18 protein-coding genes are annotated in these 18,269 nt (G+C 35.8%); 6 read left to right on the top strand and 12 right to left on the bottom strand.

Translation table 11 applies throughout. The annotated features are described in order from the left end of the window. Nucleotides 1-1,473: a cellulose synthase family protein gene (locus BM201_RS04825; protein ID WP_092540219.1), complete on the top strand. Its 1,473-nt coding sequence runs from the start codon at nt 1-3 to the stop codon at nt 1,471-1,473. Nucleotides 1,474-1,742: 269 nt separating this feature from the next. Here the strand turns inward: BM201_RS04825 and BM201_RS04820 are convergent, their stop codons facing one another. Then, complete coding sequence (locus BM201_RS04820; protein WP_139219135.1) at nt 1,743-2,699, bottom strand: lipid A deacylase LpxR family protein; 957 nt, start codon at nt 2,697-2,699, stop codon at nt 1,743-1,745. A gap of 186 nt (nt 2,700-2,885) precedes the next feature. Between BM201_RS04820 and BM201_RS04815 the strand changes: the two genes are divergently transcribed. Then, nucleotides 2,886-4,316 (top strand): MptA/MptB family glycosyltransferase, encoded by a 1,431-nt coding sequence (locus tag BM201_RS04815; RefSeq protein ID WP_092540217.1) that lies wholly within the window; start codon nt 2,886-2,888, stop codon nt 4,314-4,316. Here BM201_RS04815 and BM201_RS04810 read toward each other — a convergent pair. The 8 genes from BM201_RS04810 to BM201_RS04775 form a co-directional block, all read right to left on the bottom strand. Further along, nucleotides 4,293-4,928, bottom strand: a complete 636-nt coding sequence (locus BM201_RS04810) for a lipid-A-disaccharide synthase N-terminal domain-containing protein (RefSeq protein ID WP_175486980.1) — start codon at nt 4,926-4,928, stop codon at nt 4,293-4,295. The genes BM201_RS04815 and BM201_RS04810 overlap by 24 nt on opposite strands. Before the next feature lie 111 nt (nt 4,929-5,039). After that, nucleotides 5,040-6,011, bottom strand: coding sequence for a deoxyhypusine synthase family protein (locus BM201_RS04805; RefSeq protein ID WP_092540215.1), 972 nt, complete (start codon nt 6,009-6,011; stop codon nt 5,040-5,042). After that, on the bottom strand, nt 6,004-6,879 hold the full coding sequence (gene speB / locus BM201_RS04800) for an agmatinase (RefSeq protein WP_092540214.1): 876 nt from the start codon (nt 6,877-6,879) through the stop codon (nt 6,004-6,006). The genes BM201_RS04805 and speB overlap by 8 nt, the downstream gene beginning before the upstream one ends. A 66-nt stretch (nt 6,880-6,945) precedes the next feature. Further along, a complete protein-coding gene (locus BM201_RS04795) occupies nt 6,946-8,340 on the bottom strand; it encodes an arginine decarboxylase (RefSeq protein WP_092540213.1) in 1,395 nt (464 codons plus the stop codon). Nucleotides 8,341-8,656: 316 nt separating this feature from the next. After that, nucleotides 8,657-9,493, bottom strand: a complete 837-nt coding sequence (locus tag BM201_RS04790) for a pseudouridine synthase (protein WP_175486979.1) — start codon at nt 9,491-9,493, stop codon at nt 8,657-8,659. Nucleotides 9,494-9,601: 108 nt separating this feature from the next. Further along, nucleotides 9,602-10,507 (bottom strand): geranylgeranylglycerol-phosphate geranylgeranyltransferase, encoded by a 906-nt coding sequence (locus BM201_RS04785; protein WP_092540211.1) that lies wholly within the window; start codon nt 10,505-10,507, stop codon nt 9,602-9,604. A 23-nt stretch (nt 10,508-10,530) separates the two neighbouring features. Further along, nucleotides 10,531-11,469, bottom strand: a complete 939-nt coding sequence (locus BM201_RS04780) for a mevalonate kinase family protein (RefSeq protein WP_092540210.1) — start codon at nt 11,467-11,469, stop codon at nt 10,531-10,533. Nucleotides 11,470-11,529: 60 nt separating this feature from the next. Then, complete coding sequence (locus BM201_RS04775) at nt 11,530-12,621, bottom strand: diphosphomevalonate decarboxylase (RefSeq protein ID WP_092540209.1); 1,092 nt, start codon at nt 12,619-12,621, stop codon at nt 11,530-11,532. Between the two features lie 103 nt (nt 12,622-12,724). On the opposite strand from BM201_RS04775, the gene BM201_RS04770 reads away from it, so the two are divergent. After that, nucleotides 12,725-13,201, top strand: a complete 477-nt coding sequence (locus BM201_RS04770; protein ID WP_092540208.1) for a TspO/MBR family protein — start codon at nt 12,725-12,727, stop codon at nt 13,199-13,201. Here BM201_RS04770 and BM201_RS04765 read toward each other — a convergent pair. Together BM201_RS04765 and BM201_RS04760 are read right to left on the bottom strand one after the other, a co-directional pair. Beyond that, nucleotides 13,194-14,411, bottom strand: coding sequence for a BaiN/RdsA family NAD(P)/FAD-dependent oxidoreductase (locus BM201_RS04765; protein WP_092540207.1), 1,218 nt, complete (start codon nt 14,409-14,411; stop codon nt 13,194-13,196). The two genes, BM201_RS04770 and BM201_RS04765, sit on opposite strands and share 8 nt — an antisense overlap. 27 nt (nt 14,412-14,438) lie before the next feature. Beyond that, nucleotides 14,439-15,104: a glycerophosphodiester phosphodiesterase gene (locus tag BM201_RS04760; protein ID WP_092540206.1), complete on the bottom strand. Its 666-nt coding sequence runs from the start codon at nt 15,102-15,104 to the stop codon at nt 14,439-14,441. 157 nt (nt 15,105-15,261) lie between these two features. Here BM201_RS04760 and BM201_RS04755 point away from each other — a divergent pair, with 157 nt between their 5' ends. Genes BM201_RS04755 through BM201_RS04745 form a run of 3 tightly spaced genes read left to right on the top strand, consistent with a single transcriptional unit; the run spans nt 15,262 to nt 17,324 of the window. Further along, nucleotides 15,262-16,110, top strand: coding sequence for an SDR family oxidoreductase (locus BM201_RS04755; protein ID WP_092540205.1), 849 nt, complete (start codon nt 15,262-15,264; stop codon nt 16,108-16,110). 27 nt (nt 16,111-16,137) lie between these two features. Next, on the top strand, nt 16,138-16,656 hold the full coding sequence (locus BM201_RS04750; protein ID WP_092540204.1) for a DUF421 domain-containing protein: 519 nt from the start codon (nt 16,138-16,140) through the stop codon (nt 16,654-16,656). A gap of 56 nt (nt 16,657-16,712) precedes the next feature. After that, complete coding sequence (locus BM201_RS04745) at nt 16,713-17,324, top strand: FMN-binding negative transcriptional regulator (protein ID WP_092540203.1); 612 nt, start codon at nt 16,713-16,715, stop codon at nt 17,322-17,324. A 104-nt stretch (nt 17,325-17,428) separates the two neighbouring features. Here BM201_RS04745 and BM201_RS04740 read toward each other — a convergent pair whose 3' ends face one another. Continuing rightward, nucleotides 17,429-18,136 (bottom strand): TerC family protein, encoded by a 708-nt coding sequence (locus tag BM201_RS04740; RefSeq protein WP_092540202.1) that lies wholly within the window; start codon nt 18,134-18,136, stop codon nt 17,429-17,431. Nucleotides 18,137-18,269: the final 133 nt, after the last annotated feature.

Genomic DNA, 18,269 nt, shown 5'->3' with positions numbered 1-18,269 from the left:
TTGGATTTAGCGATTATCATAATATACACACTGGCGTTGCTGGTGATCTTCTTTTACAGTATTTCAGAATTACAATTATTGCTGAATTACTTAAAAGCGAAGAAAAGTGTCGATAATGCTGAAAAGTTCGATCTAAATAATCCTGCTGAAATCCCCAAAGTAACCATACAATTACCGCTGTACAACGAAATGTATGTGGTAGAACGATTGCTGTGGAATATCGCGAAGATCGATTACCCTAAAGACAAACTTGAAATCCAGGTTTTGGACGATTCTACCGACGAATCGGTTTTAAAAACCACTGAAATTATTGCTGAAATTCGGCAAAACGGAATTGACATTCAGCATATCCAACGTGAAAACCGAAGCGGATTTAAAGCTGGCGCACTAAAAGAAGGATTAAAAATCGCCAAAGGAGAATTTATCGCCATTTTTGATTCCGATTTTATGCCGAATCCAGATTGGTTGCAACACACGGTTCCTTATTTTAAGGATTCTGAAATTGGCGTGGTGCAAACGCGTTGGGCGCATCTAAATCGGGATTATTCGCTGCTAACAAAAATTCAGGCTTTTGCTTTAGATTTTCATTTTATATTAGAACAGACCGGCAGAAATTTTGGTAGGCACTTCATTAATTTTAATGGAACGGCCGGGATTTGGCGCAAGGAATGTATTCTGGATGCCGGCAATTGGAGCGGCGACACACTTACCGAAGATTTAGATCTAAGTTATCGCGCTCAGCTTAAAAAATGGAAATTCAAATATTTGGAAGATGTTGAAACTCCGGCTGAACTTCCTGTAGTGATCAGTGCAGCGCGTTCGCAGCAATTTCGATGGAACAAAGGTGCAGCTGAAAATTTCAGGAAAAATTATCTAAGATTGGTTAAAGATCCTAATGTTTCTTTGGGCACAAAATTTCACGGATTTTTCCATTTGCTAAATTCCAGTATGTTTTTGATCGTGTTGTTACTGGGAATTTTAAGTGTTCCCGTTTTATACATTAAAAATAACAATCCTGCATTTAGCTGGTATTTTAATGTGCTTGCCGGGTTTGGAATTAGCACGATCATTTTCTTTTTCTGTTATTATATTCCCTACAGCAAAATCTACGGAAAAGGGATCAAATCTTTTTTTAGTTTTATCGGAATGTTCATCACTTTTTTTGCGGTGGCAATGGGGTTTTCTGTACATAATTCTTTAGCGGTTTTAGAAGGCCATTTTGGAAGAAAATCGGAGTTTATTCGCACGCCAAAATTCAACGTGAATACACTTAAAGACTCCTGGAAAGGCAATAAATATTTATCCAACAAATTTTCTGCGAACATACTTATCGAAGCTTTGCTTTGCCTCTACTTTGCCTTTGCATTGTACAGCGCTTTTGCGCTAAATGACTTCGGATTAATTGTTTTCCACCTTATGCTTTTTGGCGGATTTGGTTTTGTGGCTTTTAAGAGCATGTTTTCGAAGGGTTAGATTTTAGACCGCTGCGCTGCGAGATATTAGAATATAGACTAGAGACTGGTAGAATCTAAATACATCGGGAAGTTTATCTCAATTCGTTTTTTTTGTCATTCCGGACTTGATCCGGAATCTCATCTTTTACTGAAAAAACATAACATTGTAATAAAACCCTGAGCCTGAATGCAGGAAGGGCAGGTTCAGTGTGACCACTTCTCTTGAGAATATATTAAGGACAGACTTATTAGCTTTTCTATAACTACATCTACAGAGAAAAGCTGAAATTATATTCTTACCCCTATTTTTAAACCACCCCAATCTTCAGGATTACCCGATTTGAACTCACGAGTCATGGAAGTTTGATAATATTCCAAATAGAAGAAACCAGATTTAATTACCAAGCCATAATAATATTGAGCTGTAAAACGATCTACATCATTTGCTGAAATAGTGTAAGGGCTGTTTCTATTAAATACACCTCCTTGCAACAATGAATTATATCCAACAAGATTGGTTATCCCACGAGCAAATAAATAAACCTGAAAATTACTGCTACGAGAATTTCGTATTAGTGGCGAATTCACCAAGCCCAAAGTTGCACTAGCTCCCACATTAAAGTCTGTAAACATTGTACCTAACCTCACCCTTGATTCACCATAAAAAGAAAAATAATTACTAAGCTTAATAAGTAATTTTTCAACACCAATACTATAATTTAATATTACATCATCTTTTATTTGATTATCCCAACCTCGTGGCCTCCAATTTCCGGTAGCTTCATGTATCCAGATTTGTCCAGCACCTCCCAGCGATGAAGGCCCAATAATTCCTAACCAGAATGAAGATTTAAGTCGTAAACCTTTACTCTTCCAATCGCTAACCTTCATCGACTTCAAAGCCAATGCAGATGCATATGGCCTATCTCCGTATCTTATCTCTTCATCACTTATGACATCTGGAGTAAAAGCCGAATGTTCTACAACCAATCCAAATTTATCTTCTGTATCTTCAGTTTTTAAGAAAAGATGATTTATTGGATTCTTTTTTAGCCACGGATTGAAAAACTCAAAACTTAAACCCTGAGTATAATCATCATCGGAGTACATGAAAAAATCATTGTCATAATTTAGCCTGAAATAACGCTTGCCTTCGAAATCGTGGATAACGCCATTAGAATTGATGGCCTGGCCAAATAATACAATTGGCAACATCACTAAAAATATACTCCAAAAATAATGCAACCTAAATTTTTGAGGATTTTTTATCAAGGTCAGAGAGTTTGAGAATTTTTAAAAATATAAAATTATAATTTATTATTATGTTATCTCATAATTCCGAAAAAAGATATCTCTATCCATTTCATTTGTACGGATAGTCTACTATAATTTTCTCTATTTTCGTAATCTCACTTAAAATCTCCGGCTGTTTTGCTCCAATTCCTGAAATTCCATAAAATTCCGTTGCTTTTATTTTTAACGGCGGCTGTTTTTTACTGGAGTTTTGTTTACGATTTAGATCGTGCTGATTTCCCGAAAATGCTTATGCTATATGCGGGTTTGTTTTTTCTAAGCTTTAAAATCATTCAGCTTTTAAAAACACGATTTTGGCTTTTGGCAGGTGCAGCATTGATTTTCAGGCTTATCTTTTTAATTGCTTTGCCCGATCTTTCTCAGGATTTTTATCGCTTTATATGGGACGGTAGATTATTAGCCAACGGAATTAATCCATATCTATCGACTCCGGATCTTTTAATGAAATCAGCACATTTTGGCAATATTTCTCAGGCTCAGGAATTAGTAAACGGCATGGGTGCTTTAAGTGCTTCTAATTACACAAATTATCCGCCTATAAATCAGCTGATCTTTGCTGTTGCAGGTAAGCTTTCAGAAAACAGTATACTATTTTCGGTGACCATTTTCAGAGTTTTTATTCTTTTAGCTGAAATCGGAATTCTTTTCTTCGGAAGAAAACTTTTAAAGAAACTTAATTTACCCGAACACTATATTTTCTGGTTTATACTGAATCCTTTTGTGATTATCGAATGCTTCGGGAATCTACATTTTGAAAGTGTGATGGGCTTTTTTATTCTGCTGAGTTTTTATTTTCTATGGAAACGAAAATGGATAATTTCAGCTATAATTTTAGGAATATCGATTTCAGTAAAGTTGCTTCCGCTTATGTTCTTGCCGCTTTTCCTGAAGTTTTTCAGCAGTAAAAAAAATGATTCAGAAAATATCGAAAATCGACATTCAACCACTCAGTTTTCAGAAAAAATAACCGATCTAAAATCGATAAAATGGGCAAAACTCATTGGTTTTTATGCTATTGTATTGCTTACTGTAGTTTTAAGCTTTCTTCCATTTTACAATTCGGCTTTTCTGAGTAACTTTTCTGAAAGTGTCGGACTTTGGTTTCAGAAATTTGAGTTCAATGCCAGTATTTACTACATCGTTCGCTGGATTGGCTTCCAAATTAAAGGTTACAACATTATTGCAGATGCAGGTAAAGTTCTTCCTGTTGTAACTTTTATCATTATCCTTACGATTAGTATTTTCAGAAAAAATAATAGCTTAAAATCGCTAATTTCGGGTTGTGTTTTTGCACTTGCTTTTTACTTTTTGCTTTCCACAACCGTGCATCCATGGTATATCGTAACTCCGCTTTTACTTTCAGTATTTACGAAATATCGATTTCCTATCATTTGGTCTTTTATGGCAATTTTGAGCTATAGTGCCTACGGAAATGCAGAATTTCATGAAAATTTATGGCTGGTGGCTTTAGAATATATAGTCGTAATTAGCTTTGCGATCACTGAAGTTTTCTTTCCGAAGAAATTAAGCTTTAGCCTGCTTTCTTGATTTTTGAATCAAAAACAAGTTTCTAACATATACGATTCCGCCAAAAAAATGTGCCGATAATAACACGGGATCTGTTCTAAAACAGGCATATGTAAATATAATTGCAGACCCGGTTAAGCTCATGATCCAGAACCCCCATGGCAAACTGCTTTTATCATGCTGCTCTGAATACCACCATTGATAGACAAATCTACCGGTATAAATAATTTGTCCAACAGTCCCCAGTATCACCAACCATATCGCAATATTATCTCCGGTAAACAGCCTTCCCCAATCGAGATCGCTGAAAAACACTAAATAAGCTGCTATAACTATTGGCGATAAAATAACCGCAAGCTTAAATATAATTTTTGAAGGTTTCCATTTTCCCTGTAGCTGTAAATTTCGAAAATAGATATAATAAATAAGCGCCTGGCCGATCATTATCGATAGATCTTTCCGTAAATAACCGTAAACAAAGAACAGTATGGCACCCAGTAAACTTAATTGCCAGAATAGGGTTGGAGTTTGTACTTTATTTTTTTTCTCTGAAAGTATCCATTGATTTATAAGGCGAGCAGAGAAGCATAACTGCGCTAAAAATCCAATACCATAAACTACCCACATATTCATACTTCAGGATTAAAATAAAAAAGCTGTCCAAAATACGCCAAAATCGACTAGAGGACAGCTTTACTCTTTTGTAAATCTTTGTTAATACTTTTGTCTACAAAACTAAACAGCTTACATATCTAACAAATAGGCAAAAATAAGTGGCGCTACAATAGTCGCATCACTTTCGATTATATGTTTAGGTGTATCGATATCTAATTTTCCCCAGGTAATCTTTTCATTAGGCACCGCACCAGAATACGACCCGTAACTTGTGGTAGAATCTGAAATCTGGCAAAAATAACTCCAAAACGGCGTATCAGTTCTTTCAAGATCCTGATACAACATAGGCACCACACAAATTGGGAAATCGCCGGCAATACCACCACCTATCTGGAAGAAACCAATTCCGTTTTTAGAATTTTCGGTATACCAATCTGCAAGGAAGGTCATATACTCGATTCCAGATTTCATTGTGGTTGCTTTTAATTCGCCTTTAATCACATAAGAAGCAAAAATATTTCCAAGCGTAGAGTCTTCCCATCCTGGCACTACGATAGGTAAGTTTTTCTCTGCCGCAGCATACATCCACGAATCTTTAAGATCGATCTCGTAATATTCTTCTAATACTCCTGAAAGTAACAATTTATACAAATATTCATGCGGAAGGTAACGTTCTCCCTTATCATCTGCATCTTTCCAGATTTTATAAATATGCTCCTGAATTCTTCTAAAAGCTTCTTCTTCTGGAATACAGGTATCTGTTACCCGGTTTAAACCACCTTCTAAAAGCTCCCATTCTTCTTTAGGCGTAAGATCACGATAATTAGGAACACGCTTGTAATGTGAATGCGCCACAAGGTTCATCACGTCTTCTTCCAGGTTTGCACCGGTACAGGAAATGATCTGTACTTTATCCTGGCGAATCATTTCGGCAAAGATTTTTCCAAGCTCGGCAGTACTCATTGCTCCGGCAAGAGAAACTAACATTTTGCTGCCGCCTTCTAACTGCTTTTCGTAATCTTTAGCAGCATCTACAAGCGCTGCGGAGTTAAAGTGTAAATAATATTTTTCTATGAATTGCGAAATCGCTCCTTTATTCATCGTCGTCTTCTTCGTTATAATTTTGATATTTGAACTTGTAGCTTAGCATTTTGTAATAAAGTTTTGCTGCCAAAAAGTCTGAAGATTTCTCATCTTCTTTTGGGCAAAGCTCTACAATATCAAAACCTACTACATTCTTTTTCTTGAACATTAATTTTAGAAACTCTAAGGTTTCGTACCAAAACAAGCCTCCAGGCTCTGGAGTTCCAGTAGATGGTAAAATGGAAGGATCAAAAGCATCCAAATCGATCGTAATAAATACGTTAGGCGTCATCTGGCCAATGGCATCGTCCATCCAGTCTTCGTAAAGATCGTGACCAAAATACACCTGATTTTCGTCCATATGCTCTGTTTCAGAAATATCCATAGAGCGGATTCCTACCTGAATTAGGTTGGTCTTTTTACTTGCTTCGTGCATTGCACAGGCATGATTACATTTAGAACCTTCATATTCTGGTCGTAAATCAGCATGTGCATCAAGCTGAACCACCGTTAAATCGGCAAAGCTTTCGCTAAAAGCTTTAATACTACCAATAGAAATGCTATGCTCCCCTCCAAACAAGGTCACAAATTTATCCTGTGCGATATAGTTTTTGGTCGTTTTATAGACCGCTTCTACCATTTTTTCTGGTGAAGAATCTTCGGTAACAGCTGGTGCTAAATACACGCCTTTTTTATAAACTTCAGATCTGGTTTCGATATCATAAAGCTCCATATTTTCTGAAGCTTCTAAAAATGCATCTGGTCCTTTATCTGCTCCCTTTTGCCAGGTACTCGTCCCATCATAAGGAACGGGAATTAATACCACTTTTGCCTCGTCGATACGAGCATATTTATCTGGTATCCCGGCATAATTCTTTTTACTCATTTTAATCTAATTGGTTTAATAAGAAATAGTTGATTGTATTAAAGATAAAAATTTTAATGATCATAATTAGTCATAACCTAAAATATCCAACATATCCTCTGCCTTTTGCTGCTCTTTAAATAATTTGGTTACAATTTTACCATTCTCATCTTTATCGATAAGCAAATGTTTTGGCTGCGGAATTAAACAATGTTGTAATCCTCCAAAACCTCCTATGGTTTGTTGATAAGCTCCTGTATTAAAGAAGCCGATATATAAAGGTTTATCTTTTTTAAACTTAGGCAAATAAATAGCATTGGTATGCTGTTCACTATTGTAATAATCGTCGCTATCACAAGTTAATCCTCCTAAAAGAACACGCTCGTATTCATCATTCCAACGGTTTATCGCCAACATCACAAATTTCTTACTGATCGCCCAGGTATCTGGCAAAGTGGTTATGAAAGAGGAATTGATCATATTCCATTTCTCACGATCGTTTTGCTGTTTTTGATACAGGATCTCATAGATCGCTCCACCGCTTTCTCCAACTGTAAAGCTTCCAAATTCAGTAAAGATATTAGGAACATCAACATCGGCCTCTTCACAGGCTAGTTTGATCTGATTGATTATTTCTTCAACCATATATTGATAATCATAATCAAAGGCCAAGGAGTTCTTTATAGGAAATCCTCCACCAATGTTCAAACTATCCAGCGTTGGGCAAATTCGCTTCAGATTAATATAAACCTTAAGACATTTGTTTAATTCGTTCCAGTAATAAGCCGTATCACGAATCCCGGTATTGATAAAAAAGTGAAGCATTTTAAGATTCACTTTATCATTATCTTTTATTGACTGATTATAAAACGGAACAATATTTTTATACCCAATACCTAATCTTGAAGTATAAAACTCGAATTTTGGTTCCTCTTCTGAAGCAATTCTAATCCCAACTTCAAAATCATCATTTATTCGATCTTCGAGTAAACTTAATTCTTCATAATTATCAATGATCGGGATACAGTTCTTATGCCCGTTATTGATCAATCGGCCAATATTCGCAACATATTGATCGCGTTTAAAACCATTACAGATCACATACGCATCGTCCTTTAGTTTGCCAGAAGCCTTTAGCTTTTCTACAATATTGATATCGAAAGCTGAAGAAGTCTCGATATGAATATCATTTTTAAGCGCCTCGTTCATCACATACTGAAAATGCGAACTTTTAGTACAATAACAATAATTGTAAGTTCCTTTGTAATCGAGGTTTTTCATGGCCGTGTTAAACCAGCCCTTGGCGCGATTAATGTTTTCTGAAATTTTTGGCAGATATGTAAATTTTAATGGTGCACCGTATTTTTTTACCAGCTCCATTAAATCTATATCATGAAATTGAAGCTCACTACCCTCTAATTTAAATTCTTCCTGAGGAAAGTAGTAAGTCTGATCGATTAAATCCCTGTACTTGGTATTCAATTTTATAAAAGTAGATTGGTTAAAAATTAAAAATTAGACATTAAATCAACGGTCTGAAAATTCAGATTGATAAAATATTGTTAAGAAAATAATTCGAATAAATTACAAATAGGCTAGAATAACTTCTAAACCCAACAACCGACTGACTTAGCGGCAAACTGAAGAAATAAATGTTTTTCAATCTAAAAACACTAAAAAATAAAGCAATTAATCAAAATTTTTATCGCCGAATGGCCATTGCAAAATTGCTACCACCCGTAACGAAACAGGTGGTAAATGTAAATAAAAAAGTAATTGAAAATTTCAAAAAAATCGACTACAAATTTCCAAGGTTAATCACCTCTTGTTTGGTAAGTGTTCTAAACCTTCCTCGTGGCAGGTCTTTCTTGGTTAAGCCTCCATAAACCACACGATCCAGATTCAATATTTCGTATCCTAAACTCTTAAATATCTTTTGTACAATATGAGATCTTGTACTGGTAATTTCCATACCAACTTCAGATTTAGGGCGATCTTTCACATAGCTAATATCTGTGGTATTAACTTTTTTACCTTCGATAAAAACTCCTTCTCTAATCTTTTCCAGATCACCTTGTGATAATGCGTGATCTAATTTTATATGATAAATCTGGCGAATTCCGTTTTTAGGATTAGCCAGTTTTTTAGCTAATGCGCCATCATTCGTAAAAACAAGCAATCCTGTGGTTTGAGTATCTAATTTCCCGATAGGATCTAATTTAGACTTAGATGCTTTTGCCATAATATCCATTACGGTTAAACCACCTTTATGTACACTTCCGGTCACAAAAACACCTTTAGATTTATTCAGCACAAAATATTCTGGCTTATCTGGAGTGATGCTACGACCATCAAATTTCACCTCATCTGTTAACTGTACTTTATATCCCATCTCTGTAACAACTTCACCGTTTACAGAAACATTACCAGAAGCAATATAAATATCGGCATCTCTACGCGAGCAAATACCAGCATTAGCAATGTATTTATTTAAACGCATCCCGTCTTCACGCTTTTCTAAAGCCGTGTTCTTAGGTTTTATAGGCGCGTTGCCTCGAGCATACGATTTCTTACGACCACTGCCGCCCTGTCTTCCACTAAACTTTTTTCCTGAAGAATTATCCCTTCTGCTCATATCGCTAATTTTTTGCAAAGATACTGGTTCGTATCGGTGTTAAAAAATGATTATTAAAAGATTTTGATTTATTTTGAAGTCAACTTACTAAAATCTAGTAGTTTGCTTTTAGAACACTCTATTTAAAAGCGTGTCTGGATCGATAAGTAAGATACTAAAAACCCCAGCTACAATGATAAACTTCAGGATATTGTGTAGTATCAGATATTGCCATTTTGCCTTGCTAAAATATAGTATCAGCATAAATAAAATTAGCAGTAAAAAGCTGGCATAGAAGTAATAATCCATATAACCAACATCAAATTTTTGCGTAAGCAGCAGGTTTGGAAGTATCGATATTATAAATAGTATCCCTAAAAAAAGCTTACTCCACTTCTCGCCATAAACCACCGGAATGGTGTGATAATTTAAAGCAAGATCACCTTTAATATTTTCCAGATCTTTTACCAGTTCTCGCATCGCGATCATTAAAAACAGGAAGGCAGCATGGATAAAAATCACGGTTTCGGTATTACGATAATATACAAATACCGCAAAAAAAGGAACGATCGCTATGATCGATGCCACCAAATTTCCTACGAACAATATTTTCTTCAGTCGGTGCGAATAAAACCAAATAGCAAAAATATACAGCGAGAAAAAGACAACGGTTTTAAAAGAAACATAGCTGGCAAAAAATACCGCAAACATATTCAGAATAAAGTATACTGAAAGTTTTGTTCTTTGCCCCACAATCCTGTCTAACATCGTTTTTTTAGGCCTATTGATCAGATCTTTTTCACTATCATAAAAGTTATTTATAATATATCCTGAAGCAATTACGGTTGCTGTGCTAAGAATTAAAAAAAAGAGATTATCATCAAAAAACACTTCTCGTAGCGGAAGATCTGGAGCCAAAATAAAAGCTGATGCCAGATATTGCGCGATAACGATCATAAGAATATTATAACCGCGCACCACAGAAAAGAGGCTTAGCATCTTAAGCAAGAAACGCTTATTCATTAGCGAAGCCATAGGCTGTAAATTTTCAGGTAAACTTAGAAGTTGTAAACTACTTCCAGATTGTAATCTTTTAAGGACTTTCTGGCCTTCTCGATATCCTCAGTAAAACCAAGAATGTAGCCACCGCCACCAGAACCACAAAGCTTAAGGTAATAATCGTTAGTTTCGATACCATTTTTCCAAAGCTTATGGAACTTGGCCGGGATCATTGGCTTAAAGTTATCTAAAACTACGTGAGAAAGACTTTTTACGTTCTTAAAAAGCGACTTTACATCTCCTTTTAGAAAATCGTCTACACAGGCATCGGTATGTTTTACAAATTGATTTTTAAGCATTTTTCTAAACGGCTCCTGTTTCATATTCTCCATAAATATAGAGATCATAGGCGCTGTTTCTCCCGTAGAACCACTATCTAATAAAAATACCGCACCGGTACCATTTTCGGTTTGTGAAGGGATTCCTGCCGGCTCGATATTATCTTTAGAGTTGATTAAGATAGGAATGCTTAAATAGCTATTTAAAGGATCTAAACCAGAAGATTCTCCATGAAAAAAGCTCTCCATTTTACCGAATATCTTCTTCAATTTCAATAATTTATCCCTGGTAAGATTTTCCAGCACCGTAATCTTATCGGTTGCATATTTGTCGTAGATCGCTGCTACTAAAGCACCGCTACTACCAACACCATATCCCTGCGGGATGCTAGAATCAAAATACATTCCCTTTTCAATATCTGCTTCTAAACTTGCAATATCGAATTGTACCAGCTCTGGATGTTCTTTTTGAAGTGTATTCAAGTAATTCGCAAATCGTCTTAAGTGCTCGTTAGACTCTTTTGCCTTTGCTGTAGGCTCTTCTGAAACCTTTAAAGCACCGTTGTAAAAATTGTAAGGGATCGATAATCCTTTGGAATCTTTTATGATTCCGTATTCCCCAAACAATAAAATTTTAGAATAAAATAAAGGTCCCTTCATATAAATTAGCCTTTTAGCATTCAGAAATTGAAAATCTGAATCACAGCCGTTTACGTAAATCTACAACTTTTTTGATCCCTGTCCAATCTCATCGCAAATATAGTGTCCATTTTCACAATAGACAACTAACTCGTTCTTAACAAATTCCAAAATCTCTTCCTTATTTTTAGAAGGATATAACATATGCACATTTGCACCGGCATCTAAAGTGAAACAAACCGGAATATTGCTTTCTTCACGCTTTTCCCAAATTTTATTGATAATTGCCAGGGTATTGGGTTTCATTAACAAAAAATACGGGTCGCTACTCATCATCATTCCATGCAGCGTGAGTGCTTCACGTTCTACGATCTTAATAAATTGCTCTAAATCGCCCTTCTCGAAAATAGGAATCAATGCATTTAGGTGATCATGCGCTTGCTTAAACCTAGCTTCAGCAAAAGGGTGACCATGCATTAAATTATGACCTACTGTACTACTTACTTTCTTTTTGCCTTTATCTACCAGTAAAATAGTATCCTGAAAATCTTTAAAAACATCGGCAATTTTAAACGGATATTCTATACCGTATTCATCGCTGCTTAAAAGAATTTCTTTATGCTTCCCCCAAACCACAAGATCGCCTTTTACACTTCTACAAGCGCTACCGCTACCTAATCTTGCTAAAAATGATGCTTTTTTGTAAAAATAATCTTCAGTAATCTTAGGAAACAACTCCTTTTCGAGGCTCATTACACAAAGTGCCAAGGCACTCATACCACTAGCCGAAGAAGCGATCCCACTACTGTGCGGAAATGAATTCTCTGAAACCACTTCAAACTTAAATTGCTTCAAATAAGCACAATAAGGTAAAATTCGTTTAAAAAAAGCTGCAATCTTGGGTTTAAAACTTTCTTTCTTAACGCCTTCGAAGATCACATCGAACTCGATTTCTTCGGAATTTTGATTATCCTCAGAAACTTTAACATAGTTCAATGTAGTGGTGGTTTTGCAGTTTTTTAGCGTAAAACTTACTGAAGGATTCGCCGGAATTTGATTATCTTTTTTTCCCCAGTATTTCACTAATGCTATATTACTTGGGGCTTCCCAGCTTACCGATCCACTTTCTGCAGTAGTTTTCAAATCTGCTGCAACAAACTCCTTATCAGGCATTTTTTTATAAATTTTCAGCAAATATATGCTTTTAAATTTTTCCGGATAAAGGACTTAAAATTCATTTTTTTTGCTATTTTTAGGTTCAAACCTAGCCTAATTTATGAACTCTAAGCTGCTCATTCGCAGCGTAACAGCAACCGCGGTTTGTCTTGTTTTTGGATTTTTGGGAATCATCGCCCTTCAAAACGGACTCGACTCCTGGTATGCTACGTTGCAAAAACCATGGTTTACACCGCCAGAATTTTTATTTGGCCCGGTGTGGACGATCATGTATATCCTTATCGGGATATCAGCAGGTATGGTTTGGAGTAAAGGCTTTTATCACAAATGGGTTAAAACAGCCCTTTACCATTTTGGCTTCATTTTACTGCTCAACGCGTTTTGGTTTCTATTTTTCTTTGGACTTCACGAACCAATGATCGCACTAATAGCGATAAGCGCTGTGTTTATCTTTCTTCTTATTACCATTAAATGGTTTAAGATCGTAAATGTAATTTCAGCCTATCTTCTTATTCCTTATGCGGTTTGGGTGCTTTATCTTATTGCTTTTACCTTCGAGTTTTGGCGAATTAACTAATCCCAGCAATCGCTTTTGCCGCTATAAATCCACCCGTCCAGGCATTCTGAAAATTAAAACCTCCGGTAATCGCATCAATATTCAAGACTTCTCCTGCTAAATATAGATTTTCATATTTTTTACTGCGGAAGGTTTTAAAATCGATTTCCTTTAGGTCTACGCCACCTGCCGTTACAAATTCATCCTTAAAGGTACTTTTTCCATTTACGCTGAATTCTCCTTTACAAAGCTGAAGTGCTAATTGATCAAGTTGCTTTTTTGAAATATTTGCCCAAACCTCATCTTCTGGAATTCCTGAAGCTTTTACCAATTTAATCCAAAGACGCTTTGGAAGTTCAAATTGGGCATATTTTACCACCTTTTGCTTTGCTGAAGAATCTTTGAGTAAGATTAACTCTTCGTTGATTGATTCAATATTATAACCTGGCACCCAATTCACCAATATCGAAAATTGATAATTACAATCGTTTAGATCTCGTGCTCCCCAAGCTGAAAGTTTTAATATTCCCGGGCCACTCATCCCCCAATGCGTAATAAGCAGCGCACCTTCGCTTTCTAATCCTGAATTTGGGATCTTTACTTCAGCAAAAGTAGAAATACCCGCTAAATCTTTAATTCTTGGATCTTTAATATTGAAAGTGAATAAAGACGGAACTGCATCGACCATTTTATGGCCCAAATCCTTCAAAATATCCCACATTTTGGGATTACTCCCGGTAGCAATTACCAGTTGATCACAACCAAAATTGGTTTTTGTACTTTCTACAACCCAAGATTCGTTATTTTTTTGAATGTTTTTTACTGCCTGCCCGGTAAGCACTTCAATCCCTAAACGCCTGGTTTCAGAAAGAAAACAATCGATTATCGTCTCAGAAGTATTAGTTACAGGAAACATTCTTCCGTCGTCCTCAGTTTTTAATTCTACTCCGCGATCAGCAAACCAACCTATGGTATCACCCGTCATAAAACTATGAAACGGGCCAAGTAATTCTTTTTCTCCCCGCGGATAATTAAGACTTAGATCTTTCGGAATAAATTCGGCATGAGTAACATTACAGCGCCCACCACCCGAAATTTTAACTTTAGACAATACATTTTTACCACGCTCTAAAATGGCGACTTTTAATTTGGGATTAAAAGTCGCCACATTTATCGCGGTAAAGAAACCGGCTGCTCCACCTCCTACGATCAACACATCATAATGCGCCATAACTTCTTTAAAATCTATATTTTTTAATTATAATCTATCTGGGAAATCTGTAAAAATACCATCGACACCAAGCGTTTTCATTTTCTTGATCTTCTCTGGCTTATTTACGGTCCAAACATTAACCTTTATATTATTTCTATGGCAATCTGCGATATAATCTCTAGTCACTAATTTATAATATGGATGAATTGCAACCGCCTTTAAATGTCTTGCCTGTAAGAAAGCGATACTTAGATCGTCGTCTGTTAGCACCGCAACCGGAATTTCTGGATTAAGGCTTCTAAGACTCATTAATTCGTTAAAATTAAAGCTAGAAATAAGGATTTTTGATCCCGGATATTTTTGAAGACATTTTAAAACCGGCTCGGCCGTACCGTCACCTTTCAATTCTATATTTAAGATCACTTTATCCTGAACAAGATCCAGTACTTCTTCTAAAGTCGGAATTCGATATCCTTCTTTAGTTCTTAAAGATTTAATTTCGGTAAGACTTTTATCGCCTACCATCCCGATTGCAGAGGTTGTCGTTTCTAATTCTTCATCGTGTATTACGACCAGTTCCCCCGTTTTACACAGATGCACATCGATCTCGATCATATCTACTCTTAGCAATAATGCTTTTTTGATACTCTCTAGCGTGTTTTCTGCCACGTGACCTTTCGCCCCACGATGCCCAATTTTTAAAGTTGCCATTTGTTTAGTCTGTTGTTAGTTAGTTTGATTCAAATAATTCTTAGTCCAAAAAATTAAAATCGGCATCTCTTTAGAAATGCTTAGGACAACTTAACATTTTTTTTGCGCTCACCATGATTAAATTGACTCGATTTCAAACCACTAAAATGCAAATTTTATGAATGAACCAAAAACCTTTCCGCAACAAGATCAAAAACAACCGGGTGATCAACACAAAATGAATCCCCAACCAATGATCATTAGAGACGATTATAAAGGTAGTGAAAAGTTGAAAGGCAAAAACGCATTAATTACCGGTGGAGACAGTGGTATTGGGCAAAGCGTAGCAGTTCACTTTGCACGTGAAGGCGCAAATATTGCTATTATTTACCTTGAAGAAGATGAGGATGCGCTAGAGACAAAAAAACTTATAGAGGCCGAAGGACAAAATTGTTTTTTACTAGAGGGTGACATTAAAAACCCAGAATTTTGTAAAAAAGCAGTAAATCATGTCGTTACAGAATTTGGCAGTCTCGATATTTTGATCAATAATGCCGCAGTTCAATTCCCAAAAGATGAAATTAAGGAGATTAGTATAGATCAACTTAAAGAAACTTTTGAAACGAATATTTACCCTTATTTCTATATCTTGAAAGAAGCCTTAGATCATCTAAAAGAAAATGCAAGCATTGTAAATACTACATCTGTAACTTCTTATCGTGGTAGTTCTCATTTATTGGATTATGCCAGCAGTAAAGGTGCAATTACAAGCTTTACAAGAAGTTTATCGTCGATGCTGGTTTCTAAAGGAATCAGAGTAAACGCAGTTGCACCAGGCCCAATCTGGACACCACTAATCCCTGCTACTTTTGACGATGTTACTGAATTTGGGCAAAAAGTGCCGATGGGACGCGCGGGACAACCGGGAGAAGTCGCGCCAGCTTATGTTTTCCTAGCCAGTGAAGATAGTAGCTATATTACCGGGCAAACAATTCATGTAAATGGTGGTGAATTAATTGGCGGATAAATTAACGAAATACAGAAAATAAAAAATATGGAAAAATGGTTTGAAGCGTCAGAAACTAGTTTAGTCGCAATCACCTTAAGCGCTATAGGAATTTTTATCTTAGTCATCTTATATACAAGAATCGCAGGAAAACGAAGTTTTTCTAAGATGTCTAGTTTTGATTTTGCGATGACCATTGCAAGTGGGAGCATCTTGGCTTCAACCATTGTATTAAAAAATGTAAGTTTAGTTCAGGGTGCCATAGCACTACTTGTTGTCTATATTTTACAGCTGGTCACTGCTTATTTAAGAAGATATCCGGCTTTTCAAAAAATAACTGATAACGATCCTATTCTGCTAATGAAAGACGGAGAGATTTATTACGATAATTTGAAGAAGGCCCGGGTAACCGAATCTGATCTTCGCGGAAAACTTAGAGAAGCGAATGTGATCCAACTTTCTGAAGTAAGGGCCGTTGTTTTTGAAACCACAGGTGATGTGTCTGTACTACATTCCGCAGACAAAAAATTAGAAGATTGGATAATTAAAGATGTTAATCGAAAATAGTAATTTGCGCAGGTAATTTTTACGTAACAGGCTAGAATAATCTTTTACTCTAAAAAATGTACCAGCCAAAGAAATATATAAAGGATGATCCTGAATTCATCTTTCAATTCATACAACATCATCCTTTTGCAACGATGGTAAGTAAGTCGCAGCATTTTATTGCTACGCATATTCCGGTTTTGGTTGAAGGCAGTGCCGAAAACTTCAGATTATATGCTCATATTGCTAATCATAACGAGCAATTAGAAACCTTAAAAGACGATGCTGAAGTTTTACTGATTTTTAGTGGCGCACAAGGCTATATAAGTTCTTCCTGGTATGCCGAAAAAGACATTAGCACCTGGGATTATTCAGCCGTACATATAAATGCTCACATAAAACTTCAAACTAAAGAAGAATTAGAAAGCTCTTTAAAAAAACTGGTAAATACTTTCGAAAATCGACAAAAATCGCCTTTGTTTTATGATGAAATTCCGCAGCAAATGCTTTTGGATCACTTGCCGCTAATCACCGGGTTTTGGGCTAAGCCTTTTAAAATACAAGGAATCGCAAAATTACACCAGGGCTATAAAAAAGAAGATATAGCATCTTCTATAGATCATTTAGAAAAAGGTGATTCACAGCAAAAATCACTTGCTAAGGATATCAAGGAAGAGAATAATTTGTAAATGTACTTTTTATAAACTAATTCTTACATATTCAGCAAGAGCACAGTTCTCAAGATAAAAACTTAAAAAAGGTTCATATTAAATGAAGTGATTTTTTCGAGAAATTACACATTCTTTTTTCGATACCGCATATTTAGCATTTCTATAGCCAGAGAAAAGAAAACTGAAAAATAGATATAGCCTTTAGGTACATGATAATGCAAGGCTTCTACAATAAGCATCACTCCAATTAAAATTAAAAAACTTAAAGCCAGGATCTGGATCGTAGGGTGTTTATTTACAAAATCACTTACCGCTTTGGCAAAGATCATCATTACCAAAATAGAAATAATTACAGCGATGATCATTAAAGTAACCTGAGTAGTTAATCCTACTGCGGTTAAGATCGAATCGAAAGAGAAAATAATATCTAGCATAACGATTTGAGAAATGGCAAGGCTAAAGGATTTTACCTTAATTGCTTTTTCGGCTTCATGCTGTCCTTCTACTTTATGATGAATTTCCAACGTACTTTTTACTAAAAGAAAAATACCCCCGGCTAAAAGGATAATATCGCGCCAACTAAGCTCAAAATCCCAAAAACATAATACTGGTTTTGTTAACCCAATGATCCAGGTAATTCCTAAAAGTAACAGTACTCTTGTCAGCATCGCAAGTGCGAGACCTCCAACTCTTGCTTTCTTTTGCTGTTCTTTTGGTAATTTTCCTGCTACAAGCGAGATGAATATTATATTATCGATACCCAAAACAATTTCCATAAATGTTAGCGTGAACAAAGCTACCCAGGTATCTGCCTGAAGAAATATTTCCATGTAAAATATTGGTTAGTGAGATGAAATTAAATAATAAACTGATTCCTAATAGATAAAAAAAGATTAAAATTCGGTTTAAAAAGAATTAGTTTTTGATGTTAAATGCTGAAGAGAAAAGGACCTGAAATGATTG

Source organism: Zunongwangia mangrovi (assembly GCF_900112105.1).
Taxonomy (GTDB): Bacteria; Bacteroidota; Bacteroidia; order Flavobacteriales; family Flavobacteriaceae; genus Zunongwangia; species Zunongwangia mangrovi.
This window is presented reverse-complemented; position numbering and strand designations above follow the sequence as displayed.

Coding starts and splice junctions, on each gene's coding strand:
- BM201_RS04810 (WP_175486980.1), bottom strand. CDS start 4,928: ATGAATATGTGGGTAGTTTATGGTATTGGATTTTTAGCGCAGTTATGC.
- BM201_RS04805 (WP_092540215.1), bottom strand. CDS start 6,011: ATGAATAAAGGAGCGATTTCGCAATTCATAGAAAAATATTATTTACAC.
- speB (WP_092540214.1), bottom strand. CDS start 6,879: ATGAGTAAAAAGAATTATGCCGGGATACCAGATAAATATGCTCGTATC.
- BM201_RS04790 (WP_175486979.1), bottom strand. CDS start 9,493: ATGAGCAGAAGGGATAATTCTTCAGGAAAAAAGTTTAGTGGAAGACAG.
- BM201_RS04785 (WP_092540211.1), bottom strand. CDS start 10,507: ATGGCTTCGCTAATGAATAAGCGTTTCTTGCTTAAGATGCTAAGCCTC.
- BM201_RS04780 (WP_092540210.1), bottom strand. CDS start 11,469: ATGAAGGGACCTTTATTTTATTCTAAAATTTTATTGTTTGGGGAATAC.
- BM201_RS04775 (WP_092540209.1), bottom strand. CDS start 12,621: ATGCCTGATAAGGAGTTTGTTGCAGCAGATTTGAAAACTACTGCAGAA.
- BM201_RS04770 (WP_092540208.1), top strand. CDS start 12,725: ATGAACTCTAAGCTGCTCATTCGCAGCGTAACAGCAACCGCGGTTTGT.
- BM201_RS04765 (WP_092540207.1), bottom strand. CDS start 14,411: ATGGCGCATTATGATGTGTTGATCGTAGGAGGTGGAGCAGCCGGTTTC.
- BM201_RS04760 (WP_092540206.1), bottom strand. CDS start 15,104: ATGGCAACTTTAAAAATTGGGCATCGTGGGGCGAAAGGTCACGTGGCA.
- BM201_RS04755 (WP_092540205.1), top strand. CDS start 15,262: ATGAATGAACCAAAAACCTTTCCGCAACAAGATCAAAAACAACCGGGT.
- BM201_RS04750 (WP_092540204.1), top strand. CDS start 16,138: ATGGAAAAATGGTTTGAAGCGTCAGAAACTAGTTTAGTCGCAATCACC.
- BM201_RS04745 (WP_092540203.1), top strand. CDS start 16,713: ATGTACCAGCCAAAGAAATATATAAAGGATGATCCTGAATTCATCTTT.
- BM201_RS04740 (WP_092540202.1), bottom strand. CDS start 18,136: ATGGAAATATTTCTTCAGGCAGATACCTGGGTAGCTTTGTTCACGCTA.